The following is a 26,448-nucleotide window of genomic DNA, read 5'->3' on the forward strand; positions in this document are numbered from 1 at the left end:
TATGACCGAGAAAAACCATTTCAAACGGCATCCATTGGCATTAGCCATGTTTGCCACTTTGCAACCACTTCAGCCGGTTTTATTGGGCGGCTTAGCGCTATTAGGCTTGTCAGGCGAAGCTACTGCTTTTACTGTTAACCCCGCTAGTGTTTTTATTAATGAAATTCACTACGACAATTCAGGTAATGATATTGGCGAAGCAGTTGAAATTGCTGGCCCAGCGGGTACCGATTTAACCGGCTGGCAGCTCGTCCGTTACAACGGAAACGTTCCAACTGCAGCGGTGGTTTATACATTATCGGCACAAACCTCTGCACTCCCTGCATCTATACCGGGTACTCTAGGATCAATGGGCGTCGTCACCGTAACTTTCGCTGCTGATGGCTTGCAAAACGGTGGTAACGACGGCATAGCCTTGGTTGATGGCGGCGGTAATGTCGTACAATTTTTAAGTTACGAAGGTGTAACAACCACAAGTACTGGTGCAGCTTCAGGCAAAACATCGACTGACATAGGCGTGTCAGAAACCAGTTCATCGCCCGCAGGCCATTCCCTACAGCTTACCGGTAGCGGTAATGTTTATAGCGACTTTACCTGGACAACCCCAGCACCAAACACGTTTGGTGCTGCTAATAATGGACAGACATTCACAACCATAACAGGTAGTGTCAACCCTAGCGTAAGTCTTGCAGTGAGTGCAAAAGAAGGCACCGAAACTGATACAACGGTTATTACAGTAACAGCAACCGCATCAGAAGCCGTAACCAGCAATCAAACAGTCAACCTGACCGTAAGCGGCACTAATGTTAACGCAGGTGATTACTCGCTAAACAACCCTAGCATCACAATTTTGTCGGGAACAACAAGCGGTTCTGTTAGCTTTACTGTCCTTAATGATAATGACATTGAAAGCCTAGAAACCGCAGCTATTAGCATCAGTGGCGTTTCCAGCGGATTAACATCGGGTTCACCTGCTAGCCAAAACATTACGTTGGTTGACAACGATGCCTGCGGAACCGCGGCCACCAAAATATCCACCGTACAAGGCACCGACAACGGTAGCGCCCACGCGCTTAACGGCGTAGCGGGTACAACGATTGAAGGCATCGTAGTCGGTGATTACCAAGGTGTCAGCGCAACCTCCTTGCGCGGTTTCTTTGTACAAGAAGAAAATGCCGATGTTGACGGCAACGCGGCCACCTCAGAAGGTATCTTTATTTTTGACGGCATCAACGGCAAGCCTAGCGTAAAAGTGGGCGATAAAGTGCGCGTGACCGGCACTCGTTCCGAATACTTCAACATGACGCAACTCGGTACCTTAACCGACGTGCAAATCTGTGCCAGCAACCAAACCTTGCCAACAGCCGCCAGCTTGACATTGCCCGTACCTAACGTACCCACTGGCGATTTAGCCGCAGCAACGGCAGCCATCAACAATTATTACGAAGCCTTTGAAGGCATGTTGGTGTCTTTCCCAACCACCTTAAAAGTGTCTGAATACTTCGAATTGGAACGTTACGGTCAATTGTTATTAGGCCAAGGTGGTCGTATTCAAACCTTTACCAACGCCAGCAACCCTAGCGTAAGCGGCTATGTTAACCATCAAATCAACGTAGCTAAGCGCCAAATTCTTTTGGATGACAAAAACGACACTGAAAACGCGGCCTTAAGCAACAGCCAAGCCTTGTTCTACCCAACCGATGGCGCAGGCGGCATTACCGATGGTTTAAGCACCGCCAACCGTTTCCGTGGCGGTGACACCATCAGCAATCTGACTGGTGTTTTACATTGGTCATGGGCAGGACGATCCGGCACTGATGCGTGGCGTATCCGCCCAGTTGATGAGGTGTATGATTACGTCTTCACTGCTGCCAACAAACGTAAAGCAACGCCTCCTAGTGTTGGTGGCACATTAAAAGTGGCCAGCTTTAACGTCTTGAACTACTTCACCACCATCGACACCACGGCTGGCTCATCTTCAGGCCCTTGTGGTGCCGATGGTTTGCAAGATTGCCGTGGTGCCGATTCGGCAATCGAATTGAGCCAACAAAAAGCCAAAGCCGGTGCGGCCTTGTGCGGATTGAACGCCGACATTATCGGCCTGATGGAAGTTGAAAATAACGCCTCCGCATCTTTGCAAGATTTGGCGGATGCCGCCAACAGCGTTTGCGGAGCAGGCACTTATGACTACATCCCGACTGGCGTTATCGGTACCGACGCGATTAAGGTCGGCTTGTTGTACAAAACCGCCACGGTTGCGCCTATCAATAGCTTTGCGTTATTGAATTCAAGTGTCAGCAGCAACTTTATCGACACCAAAAACCGCCCAAGCTTGGCGCAAAGTTTTGAGCAACTGACGACCGGCGAGCGTTTGACAGTGGCGGTCAATCATTTGAAATCCAAAGGCTCGGACTGTAACGACATCTCTTTTGACGGCAACGTCAGTTTTGATGTGGATGCCCAAGACGGTCAAGGCAATTGCAACATCACCCGCAAAAAAGCCGCCGAAGTGTTGGTCAGTTGGCTTGCCACCTACCCCACCGGCATTATCGACAACGACAACCTGATTATCGGCGACTTGAACAGCTACGCCAAAGAAGATCCTGTCAAAGCCATTGAAAATGGCGGCTACACCAACCTGGTGAAAAAATTCAGCGGCGCATCGGCTTATTCTTATGTGTTCGACGGTCAATTGGGCTATCTCGACCACGCCCTCGCCAGCAGCAGCTTAGTGGCGCAAGTGACCGGCGCTGGCGACTGGCATATCAATGCCGACGAGCCGCCCGCGTTCGATTACAACGACGCCGTTGCCACCACCGGCGAAGCCAGCTTTGAAGCCAAACCGTCGGCAACGCCGTTGTACGCCGCCAACGCCTACCGCACATCCGACCATGACCCCGTCATGATCGGCCTGCAACTGGCTTCGGTCATCAACACCATCAACGGCAGCCCTGCCAAAGACACGCTGACCGGCACCACCGGCAATGACCGCATCAGCGGCTTGGCAGGCGCAGACAAGCTGACCGGCAGCACGGGTGCTGACGCGTTTGTTTATGCCTTAACCACCGACGGCATCGACACCGTCACCGATTTTGTCCCTGGTGAAGATGTCATCGACTTAACGGCGCTGTTGTTAAACATCGGCTATCAAGGCGACAACCCTATCGGTGACGGCATCGTCAAGTTTGCCGCCTCGGGCAGCAACAGCGTGGTTTACATCGATGTTGACGGCGCAGGCGCAACGGCACAACGCGCCTTGTTGATCGTCAACAATGTCAGTGTCGCCAGCCTGAACAACCCCAGCAATTTTAAATTCTAAACCCAACCGTACAGTCTGCGCACCGCCACCCAGCGGCGGCGGTGCGCAGCGAAAAAAACAAAGGATGATTTTATGTTGAACGCACTACACAAACTCTACACCGCCCTGCTTTTGGGTGGCGTACTCATTTTGCTGGCTCCTGGCGCACAAGCCGCCAGAGTTGACTACACCTTCAGCGGCGCACTGGATAGTGGTGAACTTAATGGCACCAGCTACACCGGCAGCTTTTCTTACTTTGACGGCAACTTAAACAACAGCGGTTTGGAAAGCCGCCAGTTAAGTGCCTTTTCTTTCAGCTTTTTAGCCAACACTTACGACTTAAACGCAGCGGATTTCAAACCCAGTGCCGAATTTTTGGACGGTTTGTTTTTAGGCATCAACTTCACTTCCAGCTTTACAGACCCCGCCTTGGCGTTCATCAGCAGCGCGGGCACGGGCTTGCCGGATGATGTCGCTTACTTGGCTTATGCACCGGCTTTTGGCGATGCGGGCTTTGGCTCGTTTACCATCGATTCCGTCAATACCGTCAACGCCGTTCCTGTACCGGCGGCACTCTGGCTGTTCGCCCCGGCGCTTTCTGGCTTGCTGTTGTCGGCACGCAGAAAAGCCGCTTAAGAGCTGTTGTATAAAAGGTAAAAGATTAAGTGATGACATGGAAGAGGAGTCAAAAAACATGTTTTTTGATGGCCTCTTTGAAAAAGAGGCATCACGTTAATGTTTAGCATCACCCAAAGAAGTAGCTGAAAAATAAAAAGCCGTCTTGATGACGGCTTTTTTGTTTTGAGGAAGCGCTGCATTTATGCCCTGGGGTACGAACGGACTCAATGCGCCCACCAAGGCGATTTCTTAAGCCATTCGGCAAAATCATCGGCGGGAATTGGTCGGCTTAACCAGTAGCCTTGCGCCAAATCGCAGCCTAGGCGTTCCAGTACCGCAAAACTTTCGGCATTTTCCAAGCCTTCCGCCACCACTTTTAGACCTAAGTTGTGCGCCAATTCAATAATGGAATGCACAATCACCGCATCTTCGGCGCTGGTTGCCAGTGACAGCACAAAAGCTTTGTCGATTTTCAATTCGTGCAGCGGCAGTTTTTGCAAATAAGCCATTGATGAATAGCCAGTGCCAAAATCATCAATGCTTAGCAAAAAGCCACGGGCATTGAGCATTTTTAACACATTCAAGGCTTGCTGCGCGTCTTGCATGACGGCGCTTTCGGTAATTTCCAGCACAAAGCCGTCGGCGGCTAATGGATCATTAGCCAGCAACTGGTCGAGCAACACCGGCAAATGCTGATCTTGAAGATCGTGTGCGGACAGGTTGATCGCCAATTTCACCGCCAGCCCTTGTTGTTGCCATTGTTGGCGTAACCTAAACGCCTCTTGTACGACCCAAGCCGTCAGCTTGCTGATATTCCCGGTTTGTTCGGCAAGCGGGATAAAACGATCGGGCGGCATAAAACCGCGTTCGGGATGCCGCCAACGGATCAGGCATTCAACATGGGTGATTTGCTTGCGCTTTATATCCAGCTGCGGCTGCACATACAAACTGAACTGACCGGCATCCAATCCGGCACGCAGTTCGCCCATCAACGACAAGGCTTCGGGCTGGCAAGGGTCGCTAGCTTCGTCGTAAATATGGAATACATGCTGTGATTGCCGGGCGACAAATAACGCGGCATCGGCTTTACGCAGCAAAGTTTGCGCATCGAAACCGTCTTTGGCGGCATGGACAATGCCAATATTGACGCTGACATCGACGGCTGCCACGCCCAAGCTAAAGGGCTGGTTAAACGTACCCAGCACTTGTTGGGCCAGTTGCTGCAAATCGGCCTGACCGCAACCGGACGGCATAATCAATGCAAATTCGTCACCCGACAAATGCGCCCATGTGGCTTCCTGGGGCATATGCGCCTGCAAAGCCGCCGAGACATTGCGCACCAACAAATCGCCCAGCTCATGCCCCAAGGTGCTGTTGATTTCTGCATAGCGGTTAAGACCGACCAGCAACACCGCGTATTGGTCGCTAAACATCAAGGCGGTTGTCAGGTTTTCTTCAAAGAACAGACGGTTGGGCAGGTGCGTCAGGGAGTCATGGCGCAATTGGTAGGCAATGCGGGTTTCGCGTTCGGCAATACCTTGCATCATGCCGTTAAACGCCTGCGCCAAACGCCCCAGTTCGTCCTTCCGGTACAATTTGACCGGTTGCGAAAAGTCGCCCGCATCGACACGCCGCACCGCTTGCGACAATTGCCGCACCGGCTTGCTGACTTGCCGCGCCAAAAACAGGCCGCCCAGTAAAGTGGCGAACAAGCCCAAACCAAACAAACCGCCCGCCGACCACCAAAAAGGTTGGTAAGTGCTTAATACGCTATCCAGCTCCACCTGCAAAAAGGCAAAAATCTTCTGCTCATGATCGCCGCTGGGCAATGGGAAACGCAGGTTGATCCATTGGCTATCGGCAAATGCCAGCAAGCTGGGCTGCTCGGCATTACCTGTCACTTGCTGGTCTAAAGCCGATAACTGCTGTTGCTGCGGTTCGCTTAAGGTGCTGGCTAGTACGCGCCAATGGGTGGGCGTTTGCTCTGCCAAAGTGATTTGCATGGCGGCAGGTGAAAGGTTTTTAAAATGCTCGACAAAGCTGTTATCGACACGAATGGCAACGGCAACCCAGCCAATCGGAATTGGTGCCAAGACCGGCACCGCCGCCAAGATATGCGGCAAGCCGTCGATGAGCGCAAAACAAACCGAACGTCCGCTGCTTTCGGCAAGGCTCAGAGCGATAGGAAACGGGAAGGCTTGTTGTTCAAGGCTTTGCCCGCTATCGGCAATGATTTTGCTGGTCGAATCGATATAAAACACGCGCTGGGCGTGGATTCTCAGCATCAAGTTTTGCAAGGCCGAGCGCAAGGTATCGACATCGCCGTTATTGACAGTGGATCGGAAGCCGTAGTCTGCCGACAGAATGCTCACTTCCGCCGCCATGCGTTCGCCCCGACTGGTCAACAAGCGGTTAAAGACGCGCCCGGCATAGCTTAAGTTTTGCTCGACTTGGCTGATGACGTTGTGGCGCGACAAGCTGTAAACCGTCACCAAGGTTGCCGCCTGTACGCCGACAAACAGCAACGAAAAAAATAAAACGATGCGCGTCTGAAAGCTAAAAATCATTGCCGTAAACCCCTTCTTGCAGGCTGCTGGGCGGTTTGCCGGTTTGCCGCCTACCTTTCAGGGCAATCTGGTGCTGTAAAGGGGCAGAGGCAGGCAAACTGACCTTTTCATTAGGCAAGGCGCTGGCCTGGCTGGCGTCGGGATGCCACACGCCCAGACGGTATTCACCTTCGGGCAACGCTAACGACCAAAAGCCTTGGGCATCGCTTTTCGTAAAATAAGGCGCGTCGGTAATGTAAACATAACCCAGCATCCAATCATGGATATTGCAGCCCAACGCCACAATACCCGGTTGGTCAAAAACAATCGGATTTTTCGGCGGGGTTTTATAAAGCTTTATTTCAAAACGTTTGGGGTCGGAAAATGAGTAGACGTGGTGCTGGATGTCATCGCTATTCGGAAAAGTCACCGCCGTTCCCACATTGACCACCAACACATGCGGGACGAATTCGCGCCCTTGTTGGTCGAGGCTGACGAGTTCTTTTTTGGCAACTGGCAAGGCTTGGGGGGAAGCACTAGCGGGCATGGCGGTAATGACCGCATCCGCCAGCGCATTTCCCTCGGCATCCGTCACCCTGCCTTGCAACGTATCGGCAGTAGCGGCGGTAATGAAGGCATTAAGCACCCACAATCCCAGAGCAACCCCACCGACCCTTAAAAAAATACGCGGTAGCCGAGCTGCCATAAGATTTCCTCCTGATTAGGTGATTTTCGGATTGCCAAACGGTTGGCGTTATAGCTGTCCAGATAAGTCATTTCGATATTAATTTGTTGGTGCTTTTCCAACATGATGTTGTAGTTGACCGTCCAAGCATCGCCATTTTCGTTGTTATTGCCCCAAAAGTAGCTATTCTGCCAAACATAATTGCCGGTACTGTCCAACACAAGCCGTTGGCTAGTGGACTGCAAATGGGCGCCACGGGTGGCAAAGTGGTCGTAACGGATGCTGATGCGATGAATATCGAACGCTTTGCTCAGCAGCAACGAGGTCGCCCAAAAATCAACCTGCACCTCTCGCCTACCACCTACCCAATTGCCCATCAGCGTGCTGCCCGTCATGCCCTGACCAATCAGCGTCAGTTGTTGCGGCAGTTCATTTTTAAAGCCGAAACTCCAAAACTGTGTGTGCCAACCGTATTGCCCGCCACGTAAAGCTTCGGGGTTGGTCTGGTTGTCATAGTGCAGGATGCGGAATTTGCCAATACCCGGGTGTTCGCCAGAAATGCCCGCGTAATAACCGGGGCTGCCATCCAACTCAACAAAAGGGCTTGTATAAGCCGCTTGGTTGGGGAATACCGTTTGGATGCCGGTGCCTTGCGGCAAATTTAAACGGTCACTTAAAGTGGCTTCATAATCGTGCAAATTCCAGCCGCGCCATGCCAAGAGCGTTCCGGCAGTGTCGTTATTCGCCAGCAAAGCGCCAAACACGCCAAAGCGGACGCTGTAGCCAAATTGGTAGCTGGCATTGGCTTCGCCGCCAAAGGTGCGTAACTCTTCACCCACCCATGAGTTGATCGCCGATGACGTCAACGTGTAGGGGCTGCTCCAGGCTACACCGTTGTTTTCAAAAGAGACAGGCGGAAAGAACATGCCCAAACGCGCGCCAAACCGCCAAGGCGTGGTGCTGACGGGGCGGTAATGCAAAAAAGCTTCTTGCAAGTCTACGGGGTTGTCTTGTTCGTCGGCATATTTAGCCGTCACCGTTCCCGACCAATCCCACCACTGGCCTTGCACGCTTAGCGCCGCTTCATTCATTCGGACACGGTCAGTATCGCCGCCGCTACGGAATTTGCCCAAGCCGTTATCCAGCCAGCCGCGTGAAGCATCGGTATTTTGATAACGCAAATCCAACAAGCCGTGCGCAGAAAATGCGGGATAAACGCTTTCATCTGCCACAACCCGCTTTGTGGAAAAACCCAAAAGCAAAAAAATAGGAATTAAAAAACAATACCTTATCATCTTGGCACGACATCCATAAAAAGTTCCCAGATTATAGAATAATATCACCAAGCCGTCTTGTTATACGCAGGGATGCCCAGCACAGCGGCTAGGCTTAGCAATTTGCTTGCCGTAAAAGTCAAAATCATGCTGGCGAGCCGTTATAATAAGGCGGACAAAATCTCAACCTTATCTTTATTATCATGCGCTTATTATTAAAATACCTGTCGATGTGTTGGTTTATGAACAACCCCACCGATTACACCCCGTCAAAAACCTTCATGTGGAACACCGTGGCTTTTTATTTGGTGTCCGGCATTATTGTCGAAGGCCTGATTGCTGATTTTGCCGACGGCACACTGGAAGTTTTGCTGCGTACCATTATGGCTTTTTCATCGATCAGCATCTTTTTGCTGTCGATTAAAAGCTGGCGCTTGTTCAACCAATTGTTCACCGCCATTTTCGTTTGCGAAAACTTCATCATGACATTGGCGATATTTTCCGAAGCCTTGGACGAGTTCATGGTGGTGATACATTACGAATTCCGCGAGTATGTTTCCATTTCATTGGCTGTCGTACTGGTCATCTGGTATCTCTCCATCATCGCCTATCTTTTGCGGCAAGTGTTTGCTTACAAAGTGAATGTCAGCCTGATGATGGCATTTTGCTATTTCGTCTTGACCTATGGCATCCCCATGATGTTTATGGACATCTAAATGTTGCGCCATTGCTTTATTTAAAATGGCGCGTATATAAATCTCTCTATCGGGTGCAGGCGCAAAACTGGCTATTCGTAGCGGTTTAGGTAATATGGCCTCCTTTCGATACCCACAGAACCACCGAGCAACCATGACAAAAGCTATTGTATTAACCGGCATCACCACCACCGGCACCCCGCATTTAGGCAACTACGTTGGCGCTATCCGCCCTGCGATTGCCGCCAGCAAAGACCCGCAATTTGCACCGTTTTACTTTTTGGCGGATTACCACGCGCTGATTAAATGCCACGAACCTGAAAAAGTCCGCCAATCCAGCTTGGAAATCGCCGCCACTTGGCTAGCCTTAGGTTTGGATACCTCCAATGCCGTTTTTTACCGCCAATCGGATGTGCCTGAAATTATGGAATTGGCGTGGATGCTGACCTGCGTCACCTCAAAAGGCTTGATGAACCGCGCCCATGCTTATAAAGCTTCGGTCGCCGAAAACGAAGAAAGCGGCGAGAACGATCCCGACAAAGGCATTACGATGGGCTTGTTCAGCTACCCGATTTTGATGGCAGCCGATATTTTAATGTTCAACGCCAATAAAGTGCCGGTCGGCAAAGACCAAATCCAACACATTGAAATGGCACGCGATATTGCCGGACGTTTCAACCATATCTACGGCGAACATTTTGCCTTGCCGGAAGCGGTTGTTGATGAACACGGCGCGACCTTATCGGGTTTGGACGGACGCAAGATGAGCAAAAGCTACAACAACACCATCCCGTTGTTTGAGCCAGAGAAAAAACTGCGCAAGCTCATCAATAAAATCAAAACCAACTCACTGGAACCAGGCGAGCCGAAAGACCCGAACGGCTGTACGCTGTTCAGCATTTACCAAGCCTTCGCGACACCTAACGAAGTTGCTCTCATCCGCCAACGTTATGCCGAAGGCATTGGCTGGGGCGAGATGAAACAAACCCTGTTCGAACACATCAACGAGCAGATTGCCCCCGCACGCGATCGTTATGACGCGCTGATGCAAGCCCCTGAACACATTGAAGCCGAATTGCAGGCGGGGGCGAAAAAAGCGCGGGAAATCAGCGTGCCTTTCCTCGCCGAACTGCGTAAAGCCGTCGGCATTGCCAAAATTTCCCTTTAGCCATGTTCAGAAAAGTAAGATTCGGTGATTGCTTAAAACAAGCCTTAAACTACGTCAAGTACAGCCCGGGCGTCTGGCTGGGCTATTGCGCCGTGGTCGGCGCGCTGTTGATTGTCGGGCATATTTCTTTGGCCTTAGGCGTGTTTAGCGCCGTGACCAGCCTGTTTGTCGGCGTGGGTATCGCCAAATACATCGACATGAAGCGCAACGACGAAAACCCCGTCGGCCTGATGTGGGCGATCAAGAAAAGCCTGCCCTTGGCAGTGCTGGCAGGCGCTTTAATTGTGTTGTGCTGGTTTGCTTTTATGGCAATCGCCAACCTGTTAAAAGGCGAATACTACCGGATCTTACAATTCTTCTTTAACATTGAACTGACCAGCGCCCACCTGCAAAGCTTCTTTTTCACCGAAACCGCCGCGTGGATGTATGCTTACGCCAATATCGCGCTGATTTTTGCCTTGTTGATGGTCAGCACTTTTGTCGGCTGGTTTACCCATCCGCTCATGCTCTTCCAAGGCTTAAATTTTAGTGAAGCCAAAGCCCAAAATGACGAAGTCATGCCCAAAAACGCCGGTGCCATTTACAAGCTCATGGGCTTTGTGTTTGTTGAAGCACTGCTCTGTTCGGAAATCACGCCGCTTTTGACACCTGCGCTCTACATGGTGACATCGACGCTGATTTATGTGTCTTACAAAAGCTTGTTTGAAGTAAAGAAACGCAAAGACTGAAGCTCTATTTGGAATTGAACCGGCTGCTTTGGATTCGGGGGATTGCCGCCTTCACGCTTGTAGCGAAGGCGGCAAAAGAATGGGGACATCAGACATTCTGCGAAAGGTAAGCCGATGCGTACCTTTCGCCAAGCCGGTTTAAGTAACCGCTTGTTTAATCCTTGCCAAAGCCTTTTCCAAATTAGCCATGCTGGTGGCAATGGAAATACGCACATGGCCTTCGCAGCCAAACGCCGAACCCGGCACCAAAGCCACACCGGCTGTTTCTATCAAATAATCCGAAAATTCCAAGTCATTGTTGATGCCGTCCATTTTCTCGATCAGACCGGCAACGCTTGGGAACACATAAAACGTTCCGTCAGTCGGCAAACATTCCACGCCGTCGATGCTGTTCAATTCGGCAACCACATAATCATGGCGTTTTTTAAACTCCACGCACATTTCGCCGATGAAGCTTTGGTCGCCATTTAATGCCGCTTCGGCGGCGTATTGCGAAATGGATGTCGGGTTGGACGTGCTTTGCGATTGGATGGTACACATGGCTTCGATCAAATCAGCAGGGCCTGCCGCGTAGCCGATGCGCCAGCCAGTCATGGAATAGGCTTTGGATACGCCGTTCATCACCACCGTGCGGTCGTAAAATTCAGGATGGGCATTGAGGATGTTGACGAAGGTGCCGGCTTGCCACAACACGTGTTCGTACATGTCATCGGTAGCGATGATGATGTTCGGGAAATCCGCCAACACATCGCCCAACGCTTTTAGTTCGTCGAAGTTGTACGCCACGCCCGATGGATTGGACGGGCTGTTGATGAAGACCAAGCGGGTTTTATCGGTGATCGCTGCGCGCAATTGCTCAGGCGTGATTTTAAAGTTTTGCGCTTGGGTGGTTTCAATAATCACCGGCACGCCGTCTGCCAGCAAAACCATATCTGGATAAGACACCCAAAATGGCGCAGGGATGATGACTTCGTCACCTTTGTTCAACAACGCTTGGGTCAGGTTGAACGAGCTTTGTTTGCCTCCACACGAAACCAAAACTTGCTTAGCGGTGTAATCCAAGCCGTTGTCGCGTTTAAATTTGTCGATAATGGCTTTTTTCAAACCAGCCGTGCCGTCCACGGCGGTGTATTTGGTCAAACCTTTATCCAATGCTTCAACGGCAGCCGCTTTGATGTGCGCGGGGGTATCAAAATCAGGCTCGCCTGCGCCCAGACCGATGATGTCTTTGCCGGCGGCGCGCATTTGTGCGGCACGGGCGGTAATGGCTAAGGTGGGTGATGGCTTTACGGATTGGACGCGCTCAGAAAGTTGGATGCTCATGTTTTGCTGTGTAAAATCAAAGTTTGAAATGGTGGCGATTATACGCTATGTGTCTGGCCTTGCTAACAATCAAATATTAAAAAATAGTGAAAAAACAATTTAATCTCCACAGCCGTTTCCAGCCTGCGGGCGACCAGCCCACCGCCATCCAAGCCCTCGTGGAAGGCCTGGACGATGGCGAAGTCCACCAGACCTTATTGGGTGTGACCGGTTCTGGCAAAACCTTCACCATTGCCAATGTCATCCAGCAAGTGCAGCGTCCGGCGATGATTATGGCCCCCAACAAAACCCTTGCCGCGCAATTGTATGGCGAGATGAAGGAGTTTTTTCCTGACAACAGCGTGGAGTATTTCGTCTCCTACTACGACTATTACCAACCGGAAGCCTATGTTCCGGCGTCGGATACGTTTATCGACAAAGACGCTTCGCTCAACGAACACATCGAGCAAATGCGCCTATCTGCCACCAAAGCGCTGATCGAACGCAGCGACACCATTGTGGTAGCAACAGTTTCCGCCATTTATGGCTTGGGCGAACCGGCTTCCTACTTCCAAATGGTCTTGCATTTGGTGCAAGGCGACTTGATTGACCAGCGCGCCATTCTGCGCCGTTTGGCAGAAATGCAATACACCCGCAACGACATGGATTTGCGCCGCGCCACTTATCGGGTGCGCGGCGAGGTGATCGATATTTTCCCGGCAGAATCGGACAGCGAAGCCTTGCGCGTCGAACTGTTCGATAACGAAGTCGAGCGTTTGTCGCTGTTCGACCCGCTCACCGGCGAAATCCTGCAACGCATTGCCCGCTACACCGTCTACCCGAAAAACCATTACGTGACACCACGTGAGCAACTGTTGTCCGCCGTCGATGCCATTAAAATCGAGTTGAAAGAACGCTTGGACTACCTCTATGCGCACAACAAACTGGTGGAAGCGCAACGGCTGGAACAACGCACGCTGTTCGATATTGAAATGATTTTGGAAGTCGGCTACTGCTCTGGCATCGAAAATTATTCACGGCATTTGGCAGGCACCGCCGCCGGCGAACCGCCCGCCACGATGTTCGATTACCTGCCCGCCAATGCCCTGCTGATTATCGACGAAAGCCATGTCACCGTGCCGCAAATTGGTGCCATGTTCAAAGGCGACCGTTCGCGTAAAGAAACCTTGGTGGAATACGGTTTCCGATTGCCGTCAGCCTTGGACAACCGGCCGTTGAAATTTGAAGAGTTTGAGCTTAAATCGCCGCAGCGCATTTACGTATCGGCAACGCCCGGACCTTATGAACGCGGCTTGTCGGGCGTGTTTGCCGAACAGGTGGTCAGGCCGACTGGTTTGCTCGACCCGGTGGTGGAAGTGCGCCCCGCAACGACGCAAGTGGATGATTTGTTATCGGAAATCAACAAACGCATCGCCGTAAAAGAGCGCGTGTTAGTGACCACGCTAACCAAGCGCATGGCGGAAGACTTGACCGAATATTTAAACGAACACGATGTGAAAGTGCGCTATCTGCATTCCGATGTCGACACCGTCGAGCGCGTGGAAATCATCCGCGATTTGCGCTTGGGGAAATTCGATGTTTTGGTCGGCATCAACTTACTGCGCGAAGGTTTGGATATTCCTGAAGTGTCGCTAGTGGCGATTTTAGATGCCGATAAGGAAGGCTTTTTACGTTCGGTGGTGTCGTTGGTGCAAACCATCGGCAGGGCGGCGCGCAACCTGAACGGCAAAGCAATTTTATACGGCGACCGCATCACCAAATCCATGCAGCAAGCCATCGAAGAAACCGAACGGCGGCGCGAAAAACAAAGCGAATTCAACGTAAAGCACGGCATTGAACCTGCCAGCGTATCGCGGTCAGTGGGCGATATTTTGCAAGTGTCGATTCCAGGTTCGGGCGGCAAACCTAGCAAAGCGGCGGCAAGCGCCAATAAAATTGCCGAAGCGGCAGCGGATTATCAGGCTTTGAACCCCAAACAACTGGGTAAAAAACTGAAGCAAATGGAAGATGCCATGTACCAACACGCCAAAAACTTGGAGTTTGAACAAGCGGCATTTTTGCGTGATGAAATTAAAAAATTGCGGGAATTGGCCTTGGCTTAGCCGGTATGCGACGGCGTAAAAATAGCTTTTTTACGCCGTCGCATACTGATAACGCAGGAGAAACGGTAACGGAACCGTTTTTGTCACTGACCTTGTTATTGAAGATAAGACGCCTGCAAACTTTCGTAATGGCGGCGCAAGACAGAATCGGTTGGGTAAGGATTGGTGATCGCCAAACGGTCAGCCGCCAACTTTGCCAAGTAATGTCTTTTCAGAATGGAATCTTCAGGAATTTGTTCGCATACGGCTTCAACAACAACTTCCGCCACTGGACTAGCAACCGCCGCCACTTCAACTTCAACAACGGGTTCAACAACAGGCGCTTCGACAACGGCAGATGCTTCAACGGCGATTGGAGCTTCTTCTGTGACAGGTTCAGCGGCGGCAACAGGCTCAGCGCTGGCAGGTGCGGACGGCGCCGATGGGGCTGATGACTTGCTTAACAAATTATTAATTAATACAGCAACTTGACTTTCTGGAAATTGTTTTTTCACCCAGAACAATGCCGCCACTAAAACAACCAATAAGATTAAAAACTCCATACTTTTCCCCTCTATTTTATTATGTGATATGAACCGGTTTATCTGATGCGGGCGTTTATATCACCGTCAAAAAACGCAAGAATCAGCCATCAGATCCACAAAGTTTACAGAAAGCTTACTGTTAAGGGAAAAACTATTGGCTTAAGCACGGTTATTTTTGCATCGCTCAAAGGTAAAAATGGCGAAAAATGCCGCAAATCAAGACAAATAACGGACGCGGTTACGGTTAGCAGAAGCCGCAAAGCTGGCGATCTAAACCGCCTTATAAAAGATGGGCTTAACGGACTGGCCTTAGCGTGGAGACTATTTTTACACTTAAGCTTTCAACCCCTTTCTGGGTTAGCTTTTTCTCGCCGCCTTTTATTTCTGACAAATAATCCCCCACCAAACGGGCATTATGTACATCCACCAAATGCGCCATCAAATACACAAACAAAAAACTGGGCTTGTGCAAACGCCCAACCAACACGTAATCGGCACCTAAGCGTTTGCCCAACTCAGCCGCCGCATCGTTGTGGTCCAGCAAATAGCCAAAACCCGATGTTGATTGCTGTTGCAACGCCTTATCAACGGCAACCATCTCAAATCCAGCTTTTTTCAATTCGGCTTCCAACAACGGTTGGACTGATGCCGTACGCGCCAACTCGGCGGGCGTTTCCGGCAACAGCGTCAGATCGCGCAGTTCAAAATCCAGAACCGCAATACGCGGCACAGCGAAAGCATTGGCTTGGCAAAAACACAGGATAAGCCCGAACAAAAAAGGGCGAATAACAGGGTGCGGCGTAAACATGATGGCGGCTCCTTTATGGGGCAATTGGCGCTATTGGCTTGATACCAAAGAAGCAGCATAACCGCACCACCGTCAATTGCCAATATCTTGCCGGTTATTGAAAAAACTTAACTTTTTCTGCCAAACCCGATCGGCGGGCTTAATCGGCAAAGGAAATAAGATGCACACTTTCAAACCGCCAAATTGCGATACGCCCAACACCAAATCGGCGGCATGGATGGACGCAATGCGCTCAACAATGGAAAAGCCCAAGCCCGTGCCTTGGGCTTTGTTGGCGGTTTCCACGCAACGGTGAAAACGTTTCAGCGAGTTTTCGTACTGGTCGGGCGAGATGCCCGGGCCAGAATCTTCCACACTTAATTGCAGATGGTTGGGCTTGCCGGTAATGCTGATAAGGATATTGCCACGTGCCGGCGTGTACTTGATGGCGTTATCGACGATGTTACGAATCAAAATGGTAATCAGCGGCGCATTGATGACAATCGCGCCCACTTTCTCTTCAACAAATTCCATGTTGATGCGCTTTTTGTGCGCTTCGGGTTCCAGCTCGGCAATCACCCGCACCACTTCGGGGGCAAGTTCAGCGCTTTCTTTGGCTAAAAATTCGGTGCTGGAATCAATGCGCGAGAAAGTCAGCAATTGCTGCACCAAATAAGTCATGCGGTTGACAGCCTGTTCAATACGCTTTAAGGCTTGTTTGCGGGTGTCATCATCGTGGGTACGCAGCGCGACTTGCGCTTGCGTCAACAAACCCGCCAACGGGGTGCGCAACTCGTGGGCGGCATCGGCGGTGAAACGGCGTTCGTGTTCAAACGCTTCTTCCAATTGGGCGAACAGGTTGTTGACCTCGTTCACCATCGGCACAATTTCATTGGGCAAATGCCGCAATGACAAAGGCTTAAGGTAACTGGCTTCGCGACGCGCCAAGGATTTTTCCAAACGGTTCAGCGGTTTTAGCGAAAAACCGACAATCACCCAAATCACCACGCCCAAAATCGGCAAGCCAATCAAAAATTGGAAGACCAATTGCGAAGAGATTTCATCGGTCAGTTCGGCGCGGATTTCCTCTTTTTGCCCGACATGCACGACGATTTCACCGCTGGAATTGGCAATGCTGAAAACATGCCAAATTTGGTTATCGAGTGTGGTTTTGCTAAAGCCATTGTCGGTTTCCGAAAAAGCAAACTTGGGTGCGCTTTCCGAGCGCAACAACAAGCCGTCTTTTTTCGACCACAGTTGGAAGGCAATTTTGCGCTCGTACTTATGGCCTAATGTGTTGGCTTGCAACAGCTCATCAAACACCGCCCACAAGCGGTTACCGATGCTGGCTTTGTCGAAACCGTGCACGGCAAATTGCGGCGATTTTTCCGAACGCATCAGCAGGCCGTCGGCTTCTTTCCATAATTGGAAAGCACTTTGGCGTTTAAAACGGTTGCTTAAGCCGTAAGTGTGCAAGTTTTTGTCGGCCTGTTCCAAACTCCAGTGTGTGGAAAACGCGCCTTCGTGCAGCAGGTTTTCGACAAACGACAACAAAACCTTAGCCGATTGCGCCAATTCGGCATCAAACAAATTGGCGGTTTCATCACGTATGCCTTTGTAGCTGACATAAGCCGACACGCCCCAAATCACCATCGACGCGGACAGCAAACTGACCAGCAACAACTGCCTTAACGAATAATTCATGCTTCGTCGTCGCCGTCAATAATGTAGCCCACGCCACGCACGGTGCGGATCAGCCCGGCATCGAGCTTTTTGCGCAGGTAATGGATATGCACTTCTACGGTGTTGCTTTCGATGTCGGAATTCCACGAATACAAGGTTTCTTCCAAACGCGCGCGCGACACGACTTTGCCGATGTTGCTCATCAAGAAGCTTAGGATTTCAAACTCCTTTTGCGAAAGCTCGATTTTTTCGCCATGCCAGGTAATTTGATGGGCAGCGGGGTCCAGGACAATGCCGCGATGTTCAATGGTGGGGGCGCTGCGGCCTTCGTTGCGGCGCGCCAAAGCCCGCAGCCTGGCGCACACTTCATCGAGTTCGAAAGGCTTGATGACAAAATCATCGGCACCGCTGTCCAAACCCATGACGCGGTCGGGGATGGTGTCGCGGGCGGTCAGCACCATCACCGGCGTTTCGTTTTTGCGGCTACGCAGGGCTTTTAAAATGCTGATGCCGTCCATATCGGGCAGATTCCAGTCCAGCACGATCAAATCGTAGCTGTTCACTTTTAAGGCCTCGTCGGCAAGCCTCCCGTTAGTCAGCCAATCGACGGCATAACCTTCCATAGTTAAGCCCGCAACCAAGCCGTCGCCTAAGATTTCATCGTCTTCCACTAATAACAAGCGCATAAGCTTTTAACAGTTCACTTGATGAAACAAAAGCTTACCACTGTGACTCGCCTGTCTCAGGATCGTACATTTCGTGGAAGATTTTGTGGCGGTTGGCGGTCAACTCTTCAATGCTGGGGGAATTGTTCATGGCGCGGCTGATAGCCAGCTTCATGGCTTCGTAATTAGTGCGGTATAAGTCTTTGCGGTCCACTTCGGGGTCGGCGGCGCAATCGGGGGCAATCCAAACCATGACGATAATGCACAAATCATTGGCAAGATTGGCGGGAATCACACCGGCAATCACGCTGTCCAACACGCCATCGGCAATCGCGGATTGTACTGGGCCGCCGAGCAGATTGACGTAGGCGGTCGATTTGATGGTCACTTTCGGCACCATAATCGTGGCCGGACGCACTTGTTGGTTACAGGCACGCATGGCAAACATGCGCGTATGGCCTTCGGTTTGCCCCATCAGATTGGCGAAAGCGTTGCCTGCCGGGCCTTTGACGCTGCCGATAAGAATTTCCAACATGGCATCGGTGCCTTGATCGGCACTGGAAAAAACAGTCGCTTCGCCGGTTCTGAACCAAATAGTGTCTGACATGGCAATCCTCTTAAGTTGTCTATGAAAAGTCTGGCATTCTATGCCGGATAAAGAATAATCGGCAATACAATTTCAACAGCCCCGGACAGCAGCGTAGTCTTGGGCAAACGGCGTCGCCCAAGGCTTATGCTAAGATGCGCGCCATTCACTTTGGGTTAAGCCGTGTTCGCCGATAACAGGCTTCGGCCTAGGCCCGCCCACTGGATTGCAACGGAGATTTTGATGAAAAAAACACTGCTTACCGCAATAACCGCCTTCAGCCTCTGCATGGCCCCTTACCGCGATGCGCACGCTGTTGAACTGCCTGTCAAACTGGATTACCCGCTCATCACCAAAGCCTTGCTCAGCCAGCTCTATACCGGCGAAAGCCACAGCGCCGACCTTTGGCATGACAAGCAACAATGCAGTTTTTTAAAGCTTTCCGATCCGCAAATCAGCGGACAAAACGGGCAGCTGCGCTTTTTGAACAAAGTTAACACCCAATTTGGCACGGCATTTGGCGGGCAATGCGTCACCTTAATGAAATGGAACGGCATGCTGGAAACCTTGCAACAGCCCACGCTCAGCAAAGATGGTACGGTACTCAGCGCACCGGTCACCAAAGCCACCGCCTACGACCAACAAGGCCAAGAACTGAAAATCGACAAACTGCAAGAATTGCTGACCCGCCACGCGCAACCGTGGTTGGCGGAATTAAAAATCGACCTAAAAAAATCGCGCGGCGACATTGAAAAAAGCATCGCGCCTTATTTGCCGCCAGAACGCCTCCCCGCACTGCAATCGGCGCTGAAAACCCTCGCGTTCAGCAAAGCCCAAGCCAATGACGACGGCATTGCTTTAGGCGTTAACTTTACCGCGCCCAAAGCCGGCGCACCGCTGAAGGCCGAGCCGCCGTTCAACGCCAGCGAGCAATTGCAATGGCAGCAAGTTTGGGAGAAATGGGATGCCTCAATGAACAGCGCCATCCAGCGTTCGGCATCGGGCCAACAAAATCCCGAATTGCAGACCACACTGACCGACATCTTGCAAAACGCCCGCGTTGCCTTACAAGCAGGGCTGCAAGACCATGACCGCCAAGGCGACGATCCGGTACGGGTGTTTTTTACCGAGTCTTGGGAGCGTTTATCGCCCTTATTAAGCAAAGTTTCCAAAGACTTGCCAGAAATTGACGGCCTGCGGTATCTTAGCTTTATCGCCGCAACCGACGTGCTTTACGAAGTGGAAAACCGCCTGGCTCCCTTCGGCTTAGCCATTTCTTCCGATGGCTTGCGCAGAATGGCGCGCACACTGATTGCGGAACAGCCCGCCCAAAGCGCGCACCCATAAACTGTTTTTCCAAGCTGCCGAGGTCAACCATGAAAACCGCCACGCTTATCGCTTTTTTGTTGGTCGTCAGCATCAGCCCAACCGCGTCTGCGGAAGTGTTCAAATGCCAATTGGCATCTGGAAAAACGGTTTATCAGGAACAGCCTTGCACGCTAAACACCGACAAAGCCGTGGTCAAGCAAGCCGTTGTCGAGCTGGAAAAACCCGATCCCGCCAAAGAGGCGGAACGCGAACGGCAATTTAACGAATGGAAAAAAGGCTACGAAACCCGCGAAGCCGAAGAACGGAAAGCCGCGCAAGAACGCCAGGCAGAAGTGGAGCGGCTAGAAAGGATTGAAGCCCTTAACCGCAACGCCATCGCCAACCAAGAGCTGGCGGATGCGGTCAAAGATGCCGGCAACCGCCCCAATATCATCAACCACAATTATCAGCCCTATGGCTATCGGCCTTATCGGCCTTACTATCCGCCACGCCCTGTACCCCACAACCCGCCGCCCGCACCGCAACGCCATTACCCACCGTTATCGGCCCGATAAAAACCTCGCCCACGAAGCCTTAATCTTCTTAACTTGCCAGATTATTCTGGCAAGCACTTGGCTTAACCCTTTTTGTTAACAACTCGCATAACAGACAATTGATATACAATAATCGATTAGCCTAAACAAACCTGCCCGCATGACCAACCCGAAAAAACTGCACGATTCCGATATTCGCCACGAATGCGGCGACCATGCCTTAGAACGCGGTAAAAGTTACTTCGCCAAAGGCCTTGTCCTGAACATGGCCATCAAAAGCGAAGGCGCGTTGTTTGTGCAAATCAATGCCACCGTCAAAGGCACCGCCAGCAACCCCTACAAACAAAACATCCGCGTGGTTTGGCGACCCGATTTTAGCTCCGCCGAAATCGAAGGCAGCTGCTCGTGCCCATTGAGCTACAACTGCAAACACATTGCCGCTGTCTGCTGTAAATACCAAGCCAGCCTGAGCGAACCGTGGGGCGACGAAAGCGCGCAATGCATGCAATGGCTGGAAGCCCTGCACAGCAAACCAGCCGAACCGCTTGATGCGTATCAGGAATTTATCGCTTACATCCTTAAGCCCGGGCGTTTTCCGCAAGAATTCACCGTCGATTTTCTGATTACCAAAGCCAAAAAAACCGGAGGCTTAAGCAAAGGCCGTAAAACCAACCTGACCAGTTTGCGCTACAGCTATTCCTACATCAGCTACATCCAACCGCAAGACGAAGAAATCGCCAAACTGCTGACCGCCTTCAACAACAACGCCGGCAACGTCAACATTTCCGGCACCACCGGCGCGATCACCGTCAACAAACTGCTGCAAACCGGACGCTTATACTGGAAAGATTGCGAAAGCCAAGCCTTGCGGGCAAGCGGCAAACGCAAGCTGCAATTTGCTTGGCAAGAAACGCCGGAAGGTGGTTACCACCTCGACATCAGCGCCGAACCGCGCGCCAAACTGCTGCTCACCGAACCACCTTATTATCTGGACAGCCAACAAGGCTTGGTCGGCTTGCTGGACACCGGTAACATCAGCACCGAACAACTGCAAAAACTACTGGCAGCGCCCACCGTTCCCAAGCAATACGCCGAAGAATTCAGCCAACGCCTGGCCTTAACTGCACCCGAACTGCACCTGCCCACGCCCAAACCGGTCGCCATGACCGACATTGCCGACCTGGCTGCCACCCCGGCGCTGCATTTGTCGGGCTTTATGGTCGATGGCAAACATTACCAACACTACATTGCCGTGCATTTCCGCTATGGCGATTGGCTTTGCCCCGTTGCCGCCACCGAAAGCCACCGCGTGCTGCAAACTGCCAGCGGCCTGATCCGCCTGCAACGCGACAGCGACATGGAACAACGCTGCATTGCCCGCCTGCAAGAACTGGGCTTTACCGAACTGAACAACCTACACACCGGACACAACACCCTGCTGCTGTACAGCCCAGGCGACACCCCTGGCAGCGACGACATCAACCATTGGGCCGGTTTTCTGCAAGACCAACTGCCCGAATTGGAAGCCGATGGCTGGCTGATTGAACGCGACAGCAACTTTTTGCTCAGCTTCCAAAACGTCCAGCACTGGGACGCAGACATCAGCGAAAGCCACAACAACTGGTTTGAAATGCGCTTCAACATCACCATCGAAGGCAAAGCCTACCCGCTGCTGCCGCTCATCATGCCGGTGCTGGAACGCTACGATGCCGACAACCTGCCCGAACGCCTGAACATCGCCCTTGGCAACCACCAATACGTCAACCTGCCCAGCCTGAAGCTCAAACCGTTTTTGGACATCCTCTACGAACTGTTCGACAGCCACGCCGACTTCAAAGGCGGCACATTGCGCCTATCGCGCTTCAACGCCGTCAGCCTTGCCGACTTGGAAATGCACAACTACGGCCTGTTTTCGCTGAATGGCGGACAAGCCCTGCGCGAACTGGGGCGCAAACTGAAGAACTTCGACGGCATCGACAGCGTAGAACCGCCTGCCAACCTCCATGCCGAACTGCGCCTTTACCAACAACAAGGCCTCAACTGGCTGCAATTTTTGCGCGAATACCAATTTGGCGGCGTGCTTGCCGACGACATGGGCTTGGGCAAAACCCTGCAAACCCTCGCGCATTTACTGCTTGAACACCAACAAGGCCGCCTGACCGCACCCTGCCTGATTATTGCCCCCACCAGCCTGATGAGCAATTGGCGACGCGAAGCGCACCGCTTCACCCCCGACCTCAAAGTGCTGATCCTGCAAGGCAGCGAACGCAAACAACAATTCGACAAAATCAAAGACTACCATCTGGTGCTGACCACCTACCCGCTGTTGCCGCGCGACGAAGACATCCTGCTTGAACACGAGTATTACTACCTGATCTTAGATGAAGCACAAACCATCAAAAATCCCTTGTGCAAAGCCTCGCAAATCGTCCGCCAAATCAAAACCCAACACCGTTTATGCCTGACCGGCACACCGATGGAAAACCATTTGGGCGAATTATGGGCGCAGTTCGACTTTTTGATGCCCGGCTTTTTGGGCAACAGCGCGAACTTCAAAAAACGCTACCGCACACCCATTGAAGTGCATGGCGACGCCCAACAACGGCAACGCCTCTCCAGCCGCATCAACCCGTTTATGCTGCGCCGCCGCAAGCAAGACGTTGCCACCGAGCTGCCGCCGAAAACCGAAATTATCCGCTCCGTACCGCTACACCCCAACCAAGCGGCGCTGTACGAAAGCATCCGCCTGACCATGGAACAAAAAATCCGCCAAGCCATTGCCCAAAAAGGCTTGGCGCGCAGCCACATCACCATTTTGGATGCCTTGCTCAAACTACGGCAAACCTGTTGCGACCCGCGCACCTTAGCTTTAAAAGAAGCGCAAAAAATCAACGAATCCGCCAAACTCGATTTGCTGATGGAAATCTTGCCCGAACAACTGGAAGAAGGCCGCCGCATCTTATTGTTCTCGCAATTCACGCGCATGATTGGCCTGATCGAAAACGAACTGAACGCCCGCAACATCGGCTACAGCAAACTCACCGGACAAACCCGCAAACGCGACGAAGCCATCGACCTGTTCAAAAGCGGCGCGGTCGACGTGTTTTTAATCAGCCTAAAAGCGGGCGGCGTCGGCCTTAACCTGACCGAAGCCGACACCGTCATCATCTACGACCCGTGGTGGAACCCCGCCACCGAAAACCAAGCCACCGACCGCAGCCACCGCATCGGTCAAGACAAACCCGTGTTTGTCTACAAACTCATCACCGAAAACACCGTTGAAGAAAAAATCCTCGCCATGCAAGACCGCAAACGCGAATTGGCAGAAAGCATCTACCAAGACGGCGACAACGAAGACTCAATCAAACTGACCGCCGAAGATTTGACCGCCTTGTTTGAGCCGCTGTAAGGCAAGTTGTTTTGGGTAGCACGGCTTGCGCCGCGGTTTCGATTCTTAAAATTAAGCCAATAGTTTTCAAACCCTATCCAGTAGCTAAAAACTTTATTTTTGAACATAATGAATTGCTCGCCCAATTTTTGGGGCATATAATACCCATTATTTTATAGAGAATTTAAATGCTTAAAGTCGCTTCATTTTTTGCTGGCATTGGTGGCTTTGATCTTGGTTTTGAACAGGCGGGCATGGAAGTTGTATTTCAATGCGAAATCAACCCGTTTTGCCAGAAAGTCCTAAAAAAACATTGGCCTACTGTCGAGTTATTCGGCGACATCAAAAAAATATCCCCTGACAACATCCCAAAATCAGCACAAGTTTGGTGCGGTGGTTTTCCGTGTCAGGATTTATCTCTTGCAAATCAAGGAAAAAGGAAAGGTTTAGATGGAGAAAGAAGCGGACTTTTTTACAGATATGCTGAGCTTGTCGCTTATCACAAGCCCAAATGGATCGTCATCGAAAATGTACCAGGCTTGCTTAATAGCCACCGAGGGGAAGATTTCAGAATTCTTCTCGAAAAGCTGGATGAATTCGGGTATGGCCTTTCGTGGCGAGTATTTGATGCAAAATATTTCGGAACACCCCAACGCCGTCGTCGAGTCTACCTTGTCGGCAGTCTTGGAAGCCTCCGCTCCGCTCAAGTACTTTTTGAGTCCGAACCATTTGCAATCACTGCTGGACAGGGCGGAATTGCGGCAGAAACCCTTACCGGAGAATCTGCAAAAAACCTTGCAGACCCAAATCAATTTGTTTTCCAACATGCAGGCATCGGGCGCAAGCCCTCAGCTGGCCCTCAAGCAAAAGGCTGGCGCAACGACGGCGAAAGCTACACCCTCGACAGTCGAGGCAGTGCCGATGCTGTCTGTAAGACGCTTGATGCCTTCCGAGTGCGAGACGCTACAGGGCTTTCCGAAAGGTTGGACGGAAATAGATACCGCGCCGTAGGCAACGCGGTTTGTGTGCATGTGGCGAGATGGCTGGGTGAACGGATTGTTGCGGTGGATGCTGAATGGCTAACCGATCAAAGCAAATCTTCAAATTCACCTTCAAACATAGAATTGCAAGCAGTGCCTTGATTGGTAATCGCTTGCACGAAAAAACCGTAATTGGTAAACAGCGACTGTTCTGTATCAATTTTCAACGGAATTGACTGAGGCGCACAATCCGGCAGTACAGCATCTTCGGATGTGTCTTCTACAAATGTCAGTAAAGCCAGCGTCCAATTGGCTTTTTTCAAGTCAGGAAAAATAGTCGTTGTTGTCAGTCTTGGCATCAAATACCTATAAATCATTGCGCCAATGCAAAACACGATACGCCCGCCCGTCAACATGGCGGCGTTGCCTTTCACCAAAAATTGTTCTTGCTGACGCCGCCACGCGTTAGTCACTAATGGTGCTGTTTTTGCCACGGGAGTGGTCAAGTCTGCCTCGCCATTTTCCCAATTGGAAATATGTTTGGTTAAATCGCCCGTGCTAGTGGTTTCGCCACCGCCTTGCATTTCCAACACCACAGGGCAATCAGGGTTAAAACCTGATTTCAGCTTGGGATTGCGCCGCCACATCACATAATCGGCGGAATAGTCGCTATCTTGGGTGACAGGAATTGCCACCTCCCTTTTTACCAATACGTCTGCTCTGGGAATTTCTGGCTCAAAGATTTCTTTCGCCACTTTGTGCAGCATGAGTTTCTGGTGTTCGTTAAGCGCGATAGGTGATTTTGCGCTGCCTTTATGGGTCGCACACAACCGATGGGAACAGACAATCCACAATTCTCCCGTGGCTGAATCACGAACAGAACAAACAGGCTTGTCGCCACGCTTGGCTTTGTCGCAATGGGAGTTTTTAAATGGGCATTGCAAAACAGGTTTTTGCAAATTGGCGGAGTTTTTGGAAACGGAAATGGGCTGAACCGCGTGGCCTTTGTCCGTTCTAACACCCAAATATTCAGCGACGATGACAGCCATTTACTTACCCTCTGAATTGGCAAACACTTCCAACAGCTGATGCGGGTAAACATTCAGTGCCTTGGCAATTTTAATCATGTTGATAAGGGCTAGATTGTGTTCGCCACGCTCTATACCGCCCAGATAGCTTCTATCAATACCAGCCCGTTCCGCCAGCTCTTCTTGTGATAGGCCAATGCTAATACGCAGATTTCTTAAGCCACTGCCAAACAAAACCAATTGTGCGTTTTTATCATTCTCGCCCATAAATAAACCCATGCGTTAGACCGGGTTGTGATGGTACTTTTTATGATGGATATAAATCCACGGGATATAAATACCATTTCACCAATTTGATAATCGGTTAGAGAATAATGGGGCAACACACCTCCTCCAAGAGCCCTGTCATTGTTCGTTATTGCACCGTAAAAGCCACGCTGTTCACCGTCCCGTTTGAGCCAATCAGGAAGAAGAGTTGCCGTAACTTTCCGGTATTAGAATTCCGCCC

General features: G+C 51.3%; 21 protein-coding genes. 10 read left to right on the forward strand and 11 right to left on the reverse strand.

Annotated elements, in window-relative coordinates:
* Nucleotide 1 precedes the first annotated feature (1 nt).
* Both ACYQ1O_RS02285 and ACYQ1O_RS02290 read left to right on the forward strand, forming a co-directional pair.
* Nucleotides 2-3,319 (forward strand): ExeM/NucH family extracellular endonuclease, encoded by a 3,318-nt coding sequence (locus tag ACYQ1O_RS02285; protein ID WP_459990009.1) that lies wholly within the window; start codon nucleotides 2-4, stop codon nucleotides 3,317-3,319.
* Between the two features lie 72 nt (nucleotides 3,320-3,391).
* Complete coding sequence (locus tag ACYQ1O_RS02290) at nucleotides 3,392-3,934, forward strand: hypothetical protein (protein WP_459990010.1); 543 nt, start codon at nucleotides 3,392-3,394, stop codon at nucleotides 3,932-3,934.
* Nucleotides 3,935-4,140: 206 nt separating this feature from the next.
* On the opposite strand, the gene ACYQ1O_RS02295 is transcribed toward ACYQ1O_RS02290, so the two are convergent.
* Genes ACYQ1O_RS02295 through ACYQ1O_RS02305 form a run of 3 tightly spaced genes read right to left on the reverse strand, consistent with a single transcriptional unit; the run spans nucleotide 4,141 to nucleotide 8,379 of the window.
* The gene (locus ACYQ1O_RS02295; protein WP_459990011.1) at nucleotides 4,141-6,483 is read right to left on the reverse strand and encodes a putative bifunctional diguanylate cyclase/phosphodiesterase; all 2,343 of its coding nucleotides are present in this window, start codon (nucleotides 6,481-6,483) and stop codon (nucleotides 4,141-4,143) included.
* A complete protein-coding gene (locus ACYQ1O_RS02300; protein WP_459990012.1) occupies nucleotides 6,473-7,168 on the reverse strand; it encodes a methylamine utilization protein in 696 nt (231 codons plus the stop codon). Before ACYQ1O_RS02300 ends, ACYQ1O_RS02295 begins: the two co-directional genes overlap by 11 nt.
* Nucleotides 7,138-8,379: a hypothetical protein gene (locus tag ACYQ1O_RS02305; protein WP_459990013.1), complete on the reverse strand. Its 1,242-nt coding sequence runs from the start codon at nucleotides 8,377-8,379 to the stop codon at nucleotides 7,138-7,140. Before ACYQ1O_RS02305 ends, ACYQ1O_RS02300 begins: the two co-directional genes overlap by 31 nt.
* A gap of 284 nt (nucleotides 8,380-8,663) precedes the next feature.
* Between ACYQ1O_RS02305 and ACYQ1O_RS02310 the strand changes: the two genes are divergently transcribed.
* From ACYQ1O_RS02310 to ACYQ1O_RS02320, 3 genes are all read left to right on the forward strand, one after another.
* Complete coding sequence (locus ACYQ1O_RS02310) at nucleotides 8,664-9,137, forward strand: hypothetical protein (protein ID WP_459990014.1); 474 nt, start codon at nucleotides 8,664-8,666, stop codon at nucleotides 9,135-9,137.
* A 133-nt stretch (nucleotides 9,138-9,270) separates the two neighbouring features.
* On the forward strand, nucleotides 9,271-10,284 hold the full coding sequence (locus ACYQ1O_RS02315) for a tryptophan--tRNA ligase (RefSeq protein ID WP_459990015.1): 1,014 nt from the start codon (nucleotides 9,271-9,273) through the stop codon (nucleotides 10,282-10,284).
* A gap of 2 nt (nucleotides 10,285-10,286) precedes the next feature.
* A complete protein-coding gene (locus tag ACYQ1O_RS02320; RefSeq protein ID WP_459990016.1) occupies nucleotides 10,287-11,012 on the forward strand; it encodes a hypothetical protein in 726 nt (241 codons plus the stop codon).
* Between the two features lie 138 nt (nucleotides 11,013-11,150).
* Here ACYQ1O_RS02320 and ACYQ1O_RS02325 read toward each other — a convergent pair whose 3' ends face one another.
* Nucleotides 11,151-12,335 (reverse strand): pyridoxal phosphate-dependent aminotransferase, encoded by a 1,185-nt coding sequence (locus tag ACYQ1O_RS02325; RefSeq protein ID WP_459990017.1) that lies wholly within the window; start codon nucleotides 12,333-12,335, stop codon nucleotides 11,151-11,153.
* A gap of 86 nt (nucleotides 12,336-12,421) precedes the next feature.
* Here ACYQ1O_RS02325 and uvrB point away from each other — a divergent pair, with 86 nt between their 5' ends.
* Nucleotides 12,422-14,437, forward strand: coding sequence for an excinuclease ABC subunit UvrB (uvrB, locus tag ACYQ1O_RS02330; protein ID WP_459990018.1), 2,016 nt, complete (start codon nucleotides 12,422-12,424; stop codon nucleotides 14,435-14,437).
* A gap of 95 nt (nucleotides 14,438-14,532) precedes the next feature.
* On the opposite strand, the gene ACYQ1O_RS02335 is transcribed toward uvrB, so the two are convergent.
* The 5 genes from ACYQ1O_RS02335 to fae all read right to left on the reverse strand — a co-directional run bounded on the left by ACYQ1O_RS02335 (nucleotide 14,533) and on the right by fae (nucleotide 18,703).
* On the reverse strand, nucleotides 14,533-14,979 hold the full coding sequence (locus ACYQ1O_RS02335) for a hypothetical protein (RefSeq protein WP_459990019.1): 447 nt from the start codon (nucleotides 14,977-14,979) through the stop codon (nucleotides 14,533-14,535).
* Nucleotides 14,980-15,256: 277 nt separating this feature from the next.
* Complete coding sequence (locus ACYQ1O_RS02340; RefSeq protein ID WP_459990020.1) at nucleotides 15,257-15,769, reverse strand: DUF2380 domain-containing protein; 513 nt, start codon at nucleotides 15,767-15,769, stop codon at nucleotides 15,257-15,259.
* Between the two features lie 72 nt (nucleotides 15,770-15,841).
* Complete coding sequence (locus ACYQ1O_RS02345) at nucleotides 15,842-17,452, reverse strand: ATP-binding protein (protein WP_459990021.1); 1,611 nt, start codon at nucleotides 17,450-17,452, stop codon at nucleotides 15,842-15,844.
* Nucleotides 17,449-18,117, reverse strand: a complete 669-nt coding sequence (locus ACYQ1O_RS02350) for a response regulator (protein WP_459990022.1) — start codon at nucleotides 18,115-18,117, stop codon at nucleotides 17,449-17,451. The genes ACYQ1O_RS02345 and ACYQ1O_RS02350 overlap by 4 nt, the downstream gene beginning before the upstream one ends.
* Nucleotides 18,118-18,151: 34 nt before the next feature.
* Complete coding sequence (gene fae / locus ACYQ1O_RS02355) at nucleotides 18,152-18,703, reverse strand: formaldehyde-activating enzyme (RefSeq protein ID WP_459990023.1); 552 nt, start codon at nucleotides 18,701-18,703, stop codon at nucleotides 18,152-18,154.
* Between the two features lie 222 nt (nucleotides 18,704-18,925).
* Here fae and ACYQ1O_RS02360 point away from each other — a divergent pair, with 222 nt between their 5' ends.
* The 4 genes from ACYQ1O_RS02360 (at nucleotide 18,926) to ACYQ1O_RS02375 (ending at nucleotide 25,074) form a co-directional block, all read left to right on the forward strand.
* On the forward strand, nucleotides 18,926-20,029 hold the full coding sequence (locus ACYQ1O_RS02360) for a hypothetical protein (protein WP_459990024.1): 1,104 nt from the start codon (nucleotides 18,926-18,928) through the stop codon (nucleotides 20,027-20,029).
* A gap of 29 nt (nucleotides 20,030-20,058) precedes the next feature.
* The gene (locus tag ACYQ1O_RS02365) at nucleotides 20,059-20,565 is read left to right on the forward strand and encodes a DUF4124 domain-containing protein (RefSeq protein WP_459990025.1); all 507 of its coding nucleotides are present in this window, start codon (nucleotides 20,059-20,061) and stop codon (nucleotides 20,563-20,565) included.
* 139 nt (nucleotides 20,566-20,704) lie between these two features.
* Complete coding sequence (locus ACYQ1O_RS02370; RefSeq protein WP_459990026.1) at nucleotides 20,705-23,953, forward strand: DEAD/DEAH box helicase; 3,249 nt, start codon at nucleotides 20,705-20,707, stop codon at nucleotides 23,951-23,953.
* Nucleotides 23,954-24,120: 167 nt separating this feature from the next.
* Complete coding sequence (locus tag ACYQ1O_RS02375) at nucleotides 24,121-25,074, forward strand: DNA cytosine methyltransferase (protein WP_459990027.1); 954 nt, start codon at nucleotides 24,121-24,123, stop codon at nucleotides 25,072-25,074.
* On the opposite strand, the gene ACYQ1O_RS02380 is transcribed toward ACYQ1O_RS02375, so the two are convergent.
* Nucleotides 25,020-25,961, reverse strand: coding sequence for a hypothetical protein (locus ACYQ1O_RS02380; protein ID WP_459990028.1), 942 nt, complete (start codon nucleotides 25,959-25,961; stop codon nucleotides 25,020-25,022). The two genes, ACYQ1O_RS02375 and ACYQ1O_RS02380, sit on opposite strands and share 55 nt — an antisense overlap.
* Nucleotides 25,962-26,219: a helix-turn-helix domain-containing protein gene (locus tag ACYQ1O_RS02385; RefSeq protein ID WP_459990029.1), complete on the reverse strand. Its 258-nt coding sequence runs from the start codon at nucleotides 26,217-26,219 to the stop codon at nucleotides 25,962-25,964. It lies immediately after the preceding gene.
* Between the last annotated feature and the right edge of the window lie 229 nt (nucleotides 26,220-26,448).

It is taken from the genome of Methylosoma difficile, from assembly GCF_054657615.1.

What these genes read in the sequence shown, in the direction of transcription:
- ACYQ1O_RS02285 (WP_459990009.1), top strand. Translation starts at nt 2, where the DNA reads ATGACCGAGAAAAACCATTTCAAACGGCATCCATTGGCATTAGCCATG.
- ACYQ1O_RS02290 (WP_459990010.1), top strand. Translation starts at nt 3,392, where the DNA reads ATGTTGAACGCACTACACAAACTCTACACCGCCCTGCTTTTGGGTGGC.
- ACYQ1O_RS02295 (WP_459990011.1), bottom strand. Translation starts at nt 6,483, where the DNA reads ATGATTTTTAGCTTTCAGACGCGCATCGTTTTATTTTTTTCGTTGCTG.
- ACYQ1O_RS02300 (WP_459990012.1), bottom strand. Translation starts at nt 7,168, where the DNA reads ATGGCAGCTCGGCTACCGCGTATTTTTTTAAGGGTCGGTGGGGTTGCT.
- ACYQ1O_RS02310 (WP_459990014.1), top strand. Translation starts at nt 8,664, where the DNA reads ATGAACAACCCCACCGATTACACCCCGTCAAAAACCTTCATGTGGAAC.
- ACYQ1O_RS02315 (WP_459990015.1), top strand. Translation starts at nt 9,271, where the DNA reads ATGACAAAAGCTATTGTATTAACCGGCATCACCACCACCGGCACCCCG.
- ACYQ1O_RS02320 (WP_459990016.1), top strand. Translation starts at nt 10,287, where the DNA reads ATGTTCAGAAAAGTAAGATTCGGTGATTGCTTAAAACAAGCCTTAAAC.
- ACYQ1O_RS02325 (WP_459990017.1), bottom strand. Translation starts at nt 12,335, where the DNA reads ATGAGCATCCAACTTTCTGAGCGCGTCCAATCCGTAAAGCCATCACCC.
- ACYQ1O_RS02335 (WP_459990019.1), bottom strand. Translation starts at nt 14,979, where the DNA reads ATGGAGTTTTTAATCTTATTGGTTGTTTTAGTGGCGGCATTGTTCTGG.
- ACYQ1O_RS02340 (WP_459990020.1), bottom strand. Translation starts at nt 15,769, where the DNA reads ATGTTTACGCCGCACCCTGTTATTCGCCCTTTTTTGTTCGGGCTTATC.
- ACYQ1O_RS02345 (WP_459990021.1), bottom strand. Translation starts at nt 17,452, where the DNA reads ATGAATTATTCGTTAAGGCAGTTGTTGCTGGTCAGTTTGCTGTCCGCG.
- ACYQ1O_RS02350 (WP_459990022.1), bottom strand. Translation starts at nt 18,117, where the DNA reads ATGCGCTTGTTATTAGTGGAAGACGATGAAATCTTAGGCGACGGCTTG.
- fae (WP_459990023.1), bottom strand. Translation starts at nt 18,703, where the DNA reads ATGTCAGACACTATTTGGTTCAGAACCGGCGAAGCGACTGTTTTTTCC.
- ACYQ1O_RS02360 (WP_459990024.1), top strand. Translation starts at nt 18,926, where the DNA reads ATGAAAAAAACACTGCTTACCGCAATAACCGCCTTCAGCCTCTGCATG.
- ACYQ1O_RS02365 (WP_459990025.1), top strand. Translation starts at nt 20,059, where the DNA reads ATGAAAACCGCCACGCTTATCGCTTTTTTGTTGGTCGTCAGCATCAGC.
- ACYQ1O_RS02370 (WP_459990026.1), top strand. Translation starts at nt 20,705, where the DNA reads ATGACCAACCCGAAAAAACTGCACGATTCCGATATTCGCCACGAATGC.
- ACYQ1O_RS02375 (WP_459990027.1), top strand. Translation starts at nt 24,121, where the DNA reads ATGCTTAAAGTCGCTTCATTTTTTGCTGGCATTGGTGGCTTTGATCTT.
- ACYQ1O_RS02380 (WP_459990028.1), bottom strand. Translation starts at nt 25,961, where the DNA reads ATGGCTGTCATCGTCGCTGAATATTTGGGTGTTAGAACGGACAAAGGC.
- ACYQ1O_RS02385 (WP_459990029.1), bottom strand. Translation starts at nt 26,219, where the DNA reads ATGGGTTTATTTATGGGCGAGAATGATAAAAACGCACAATTGGTTTTG.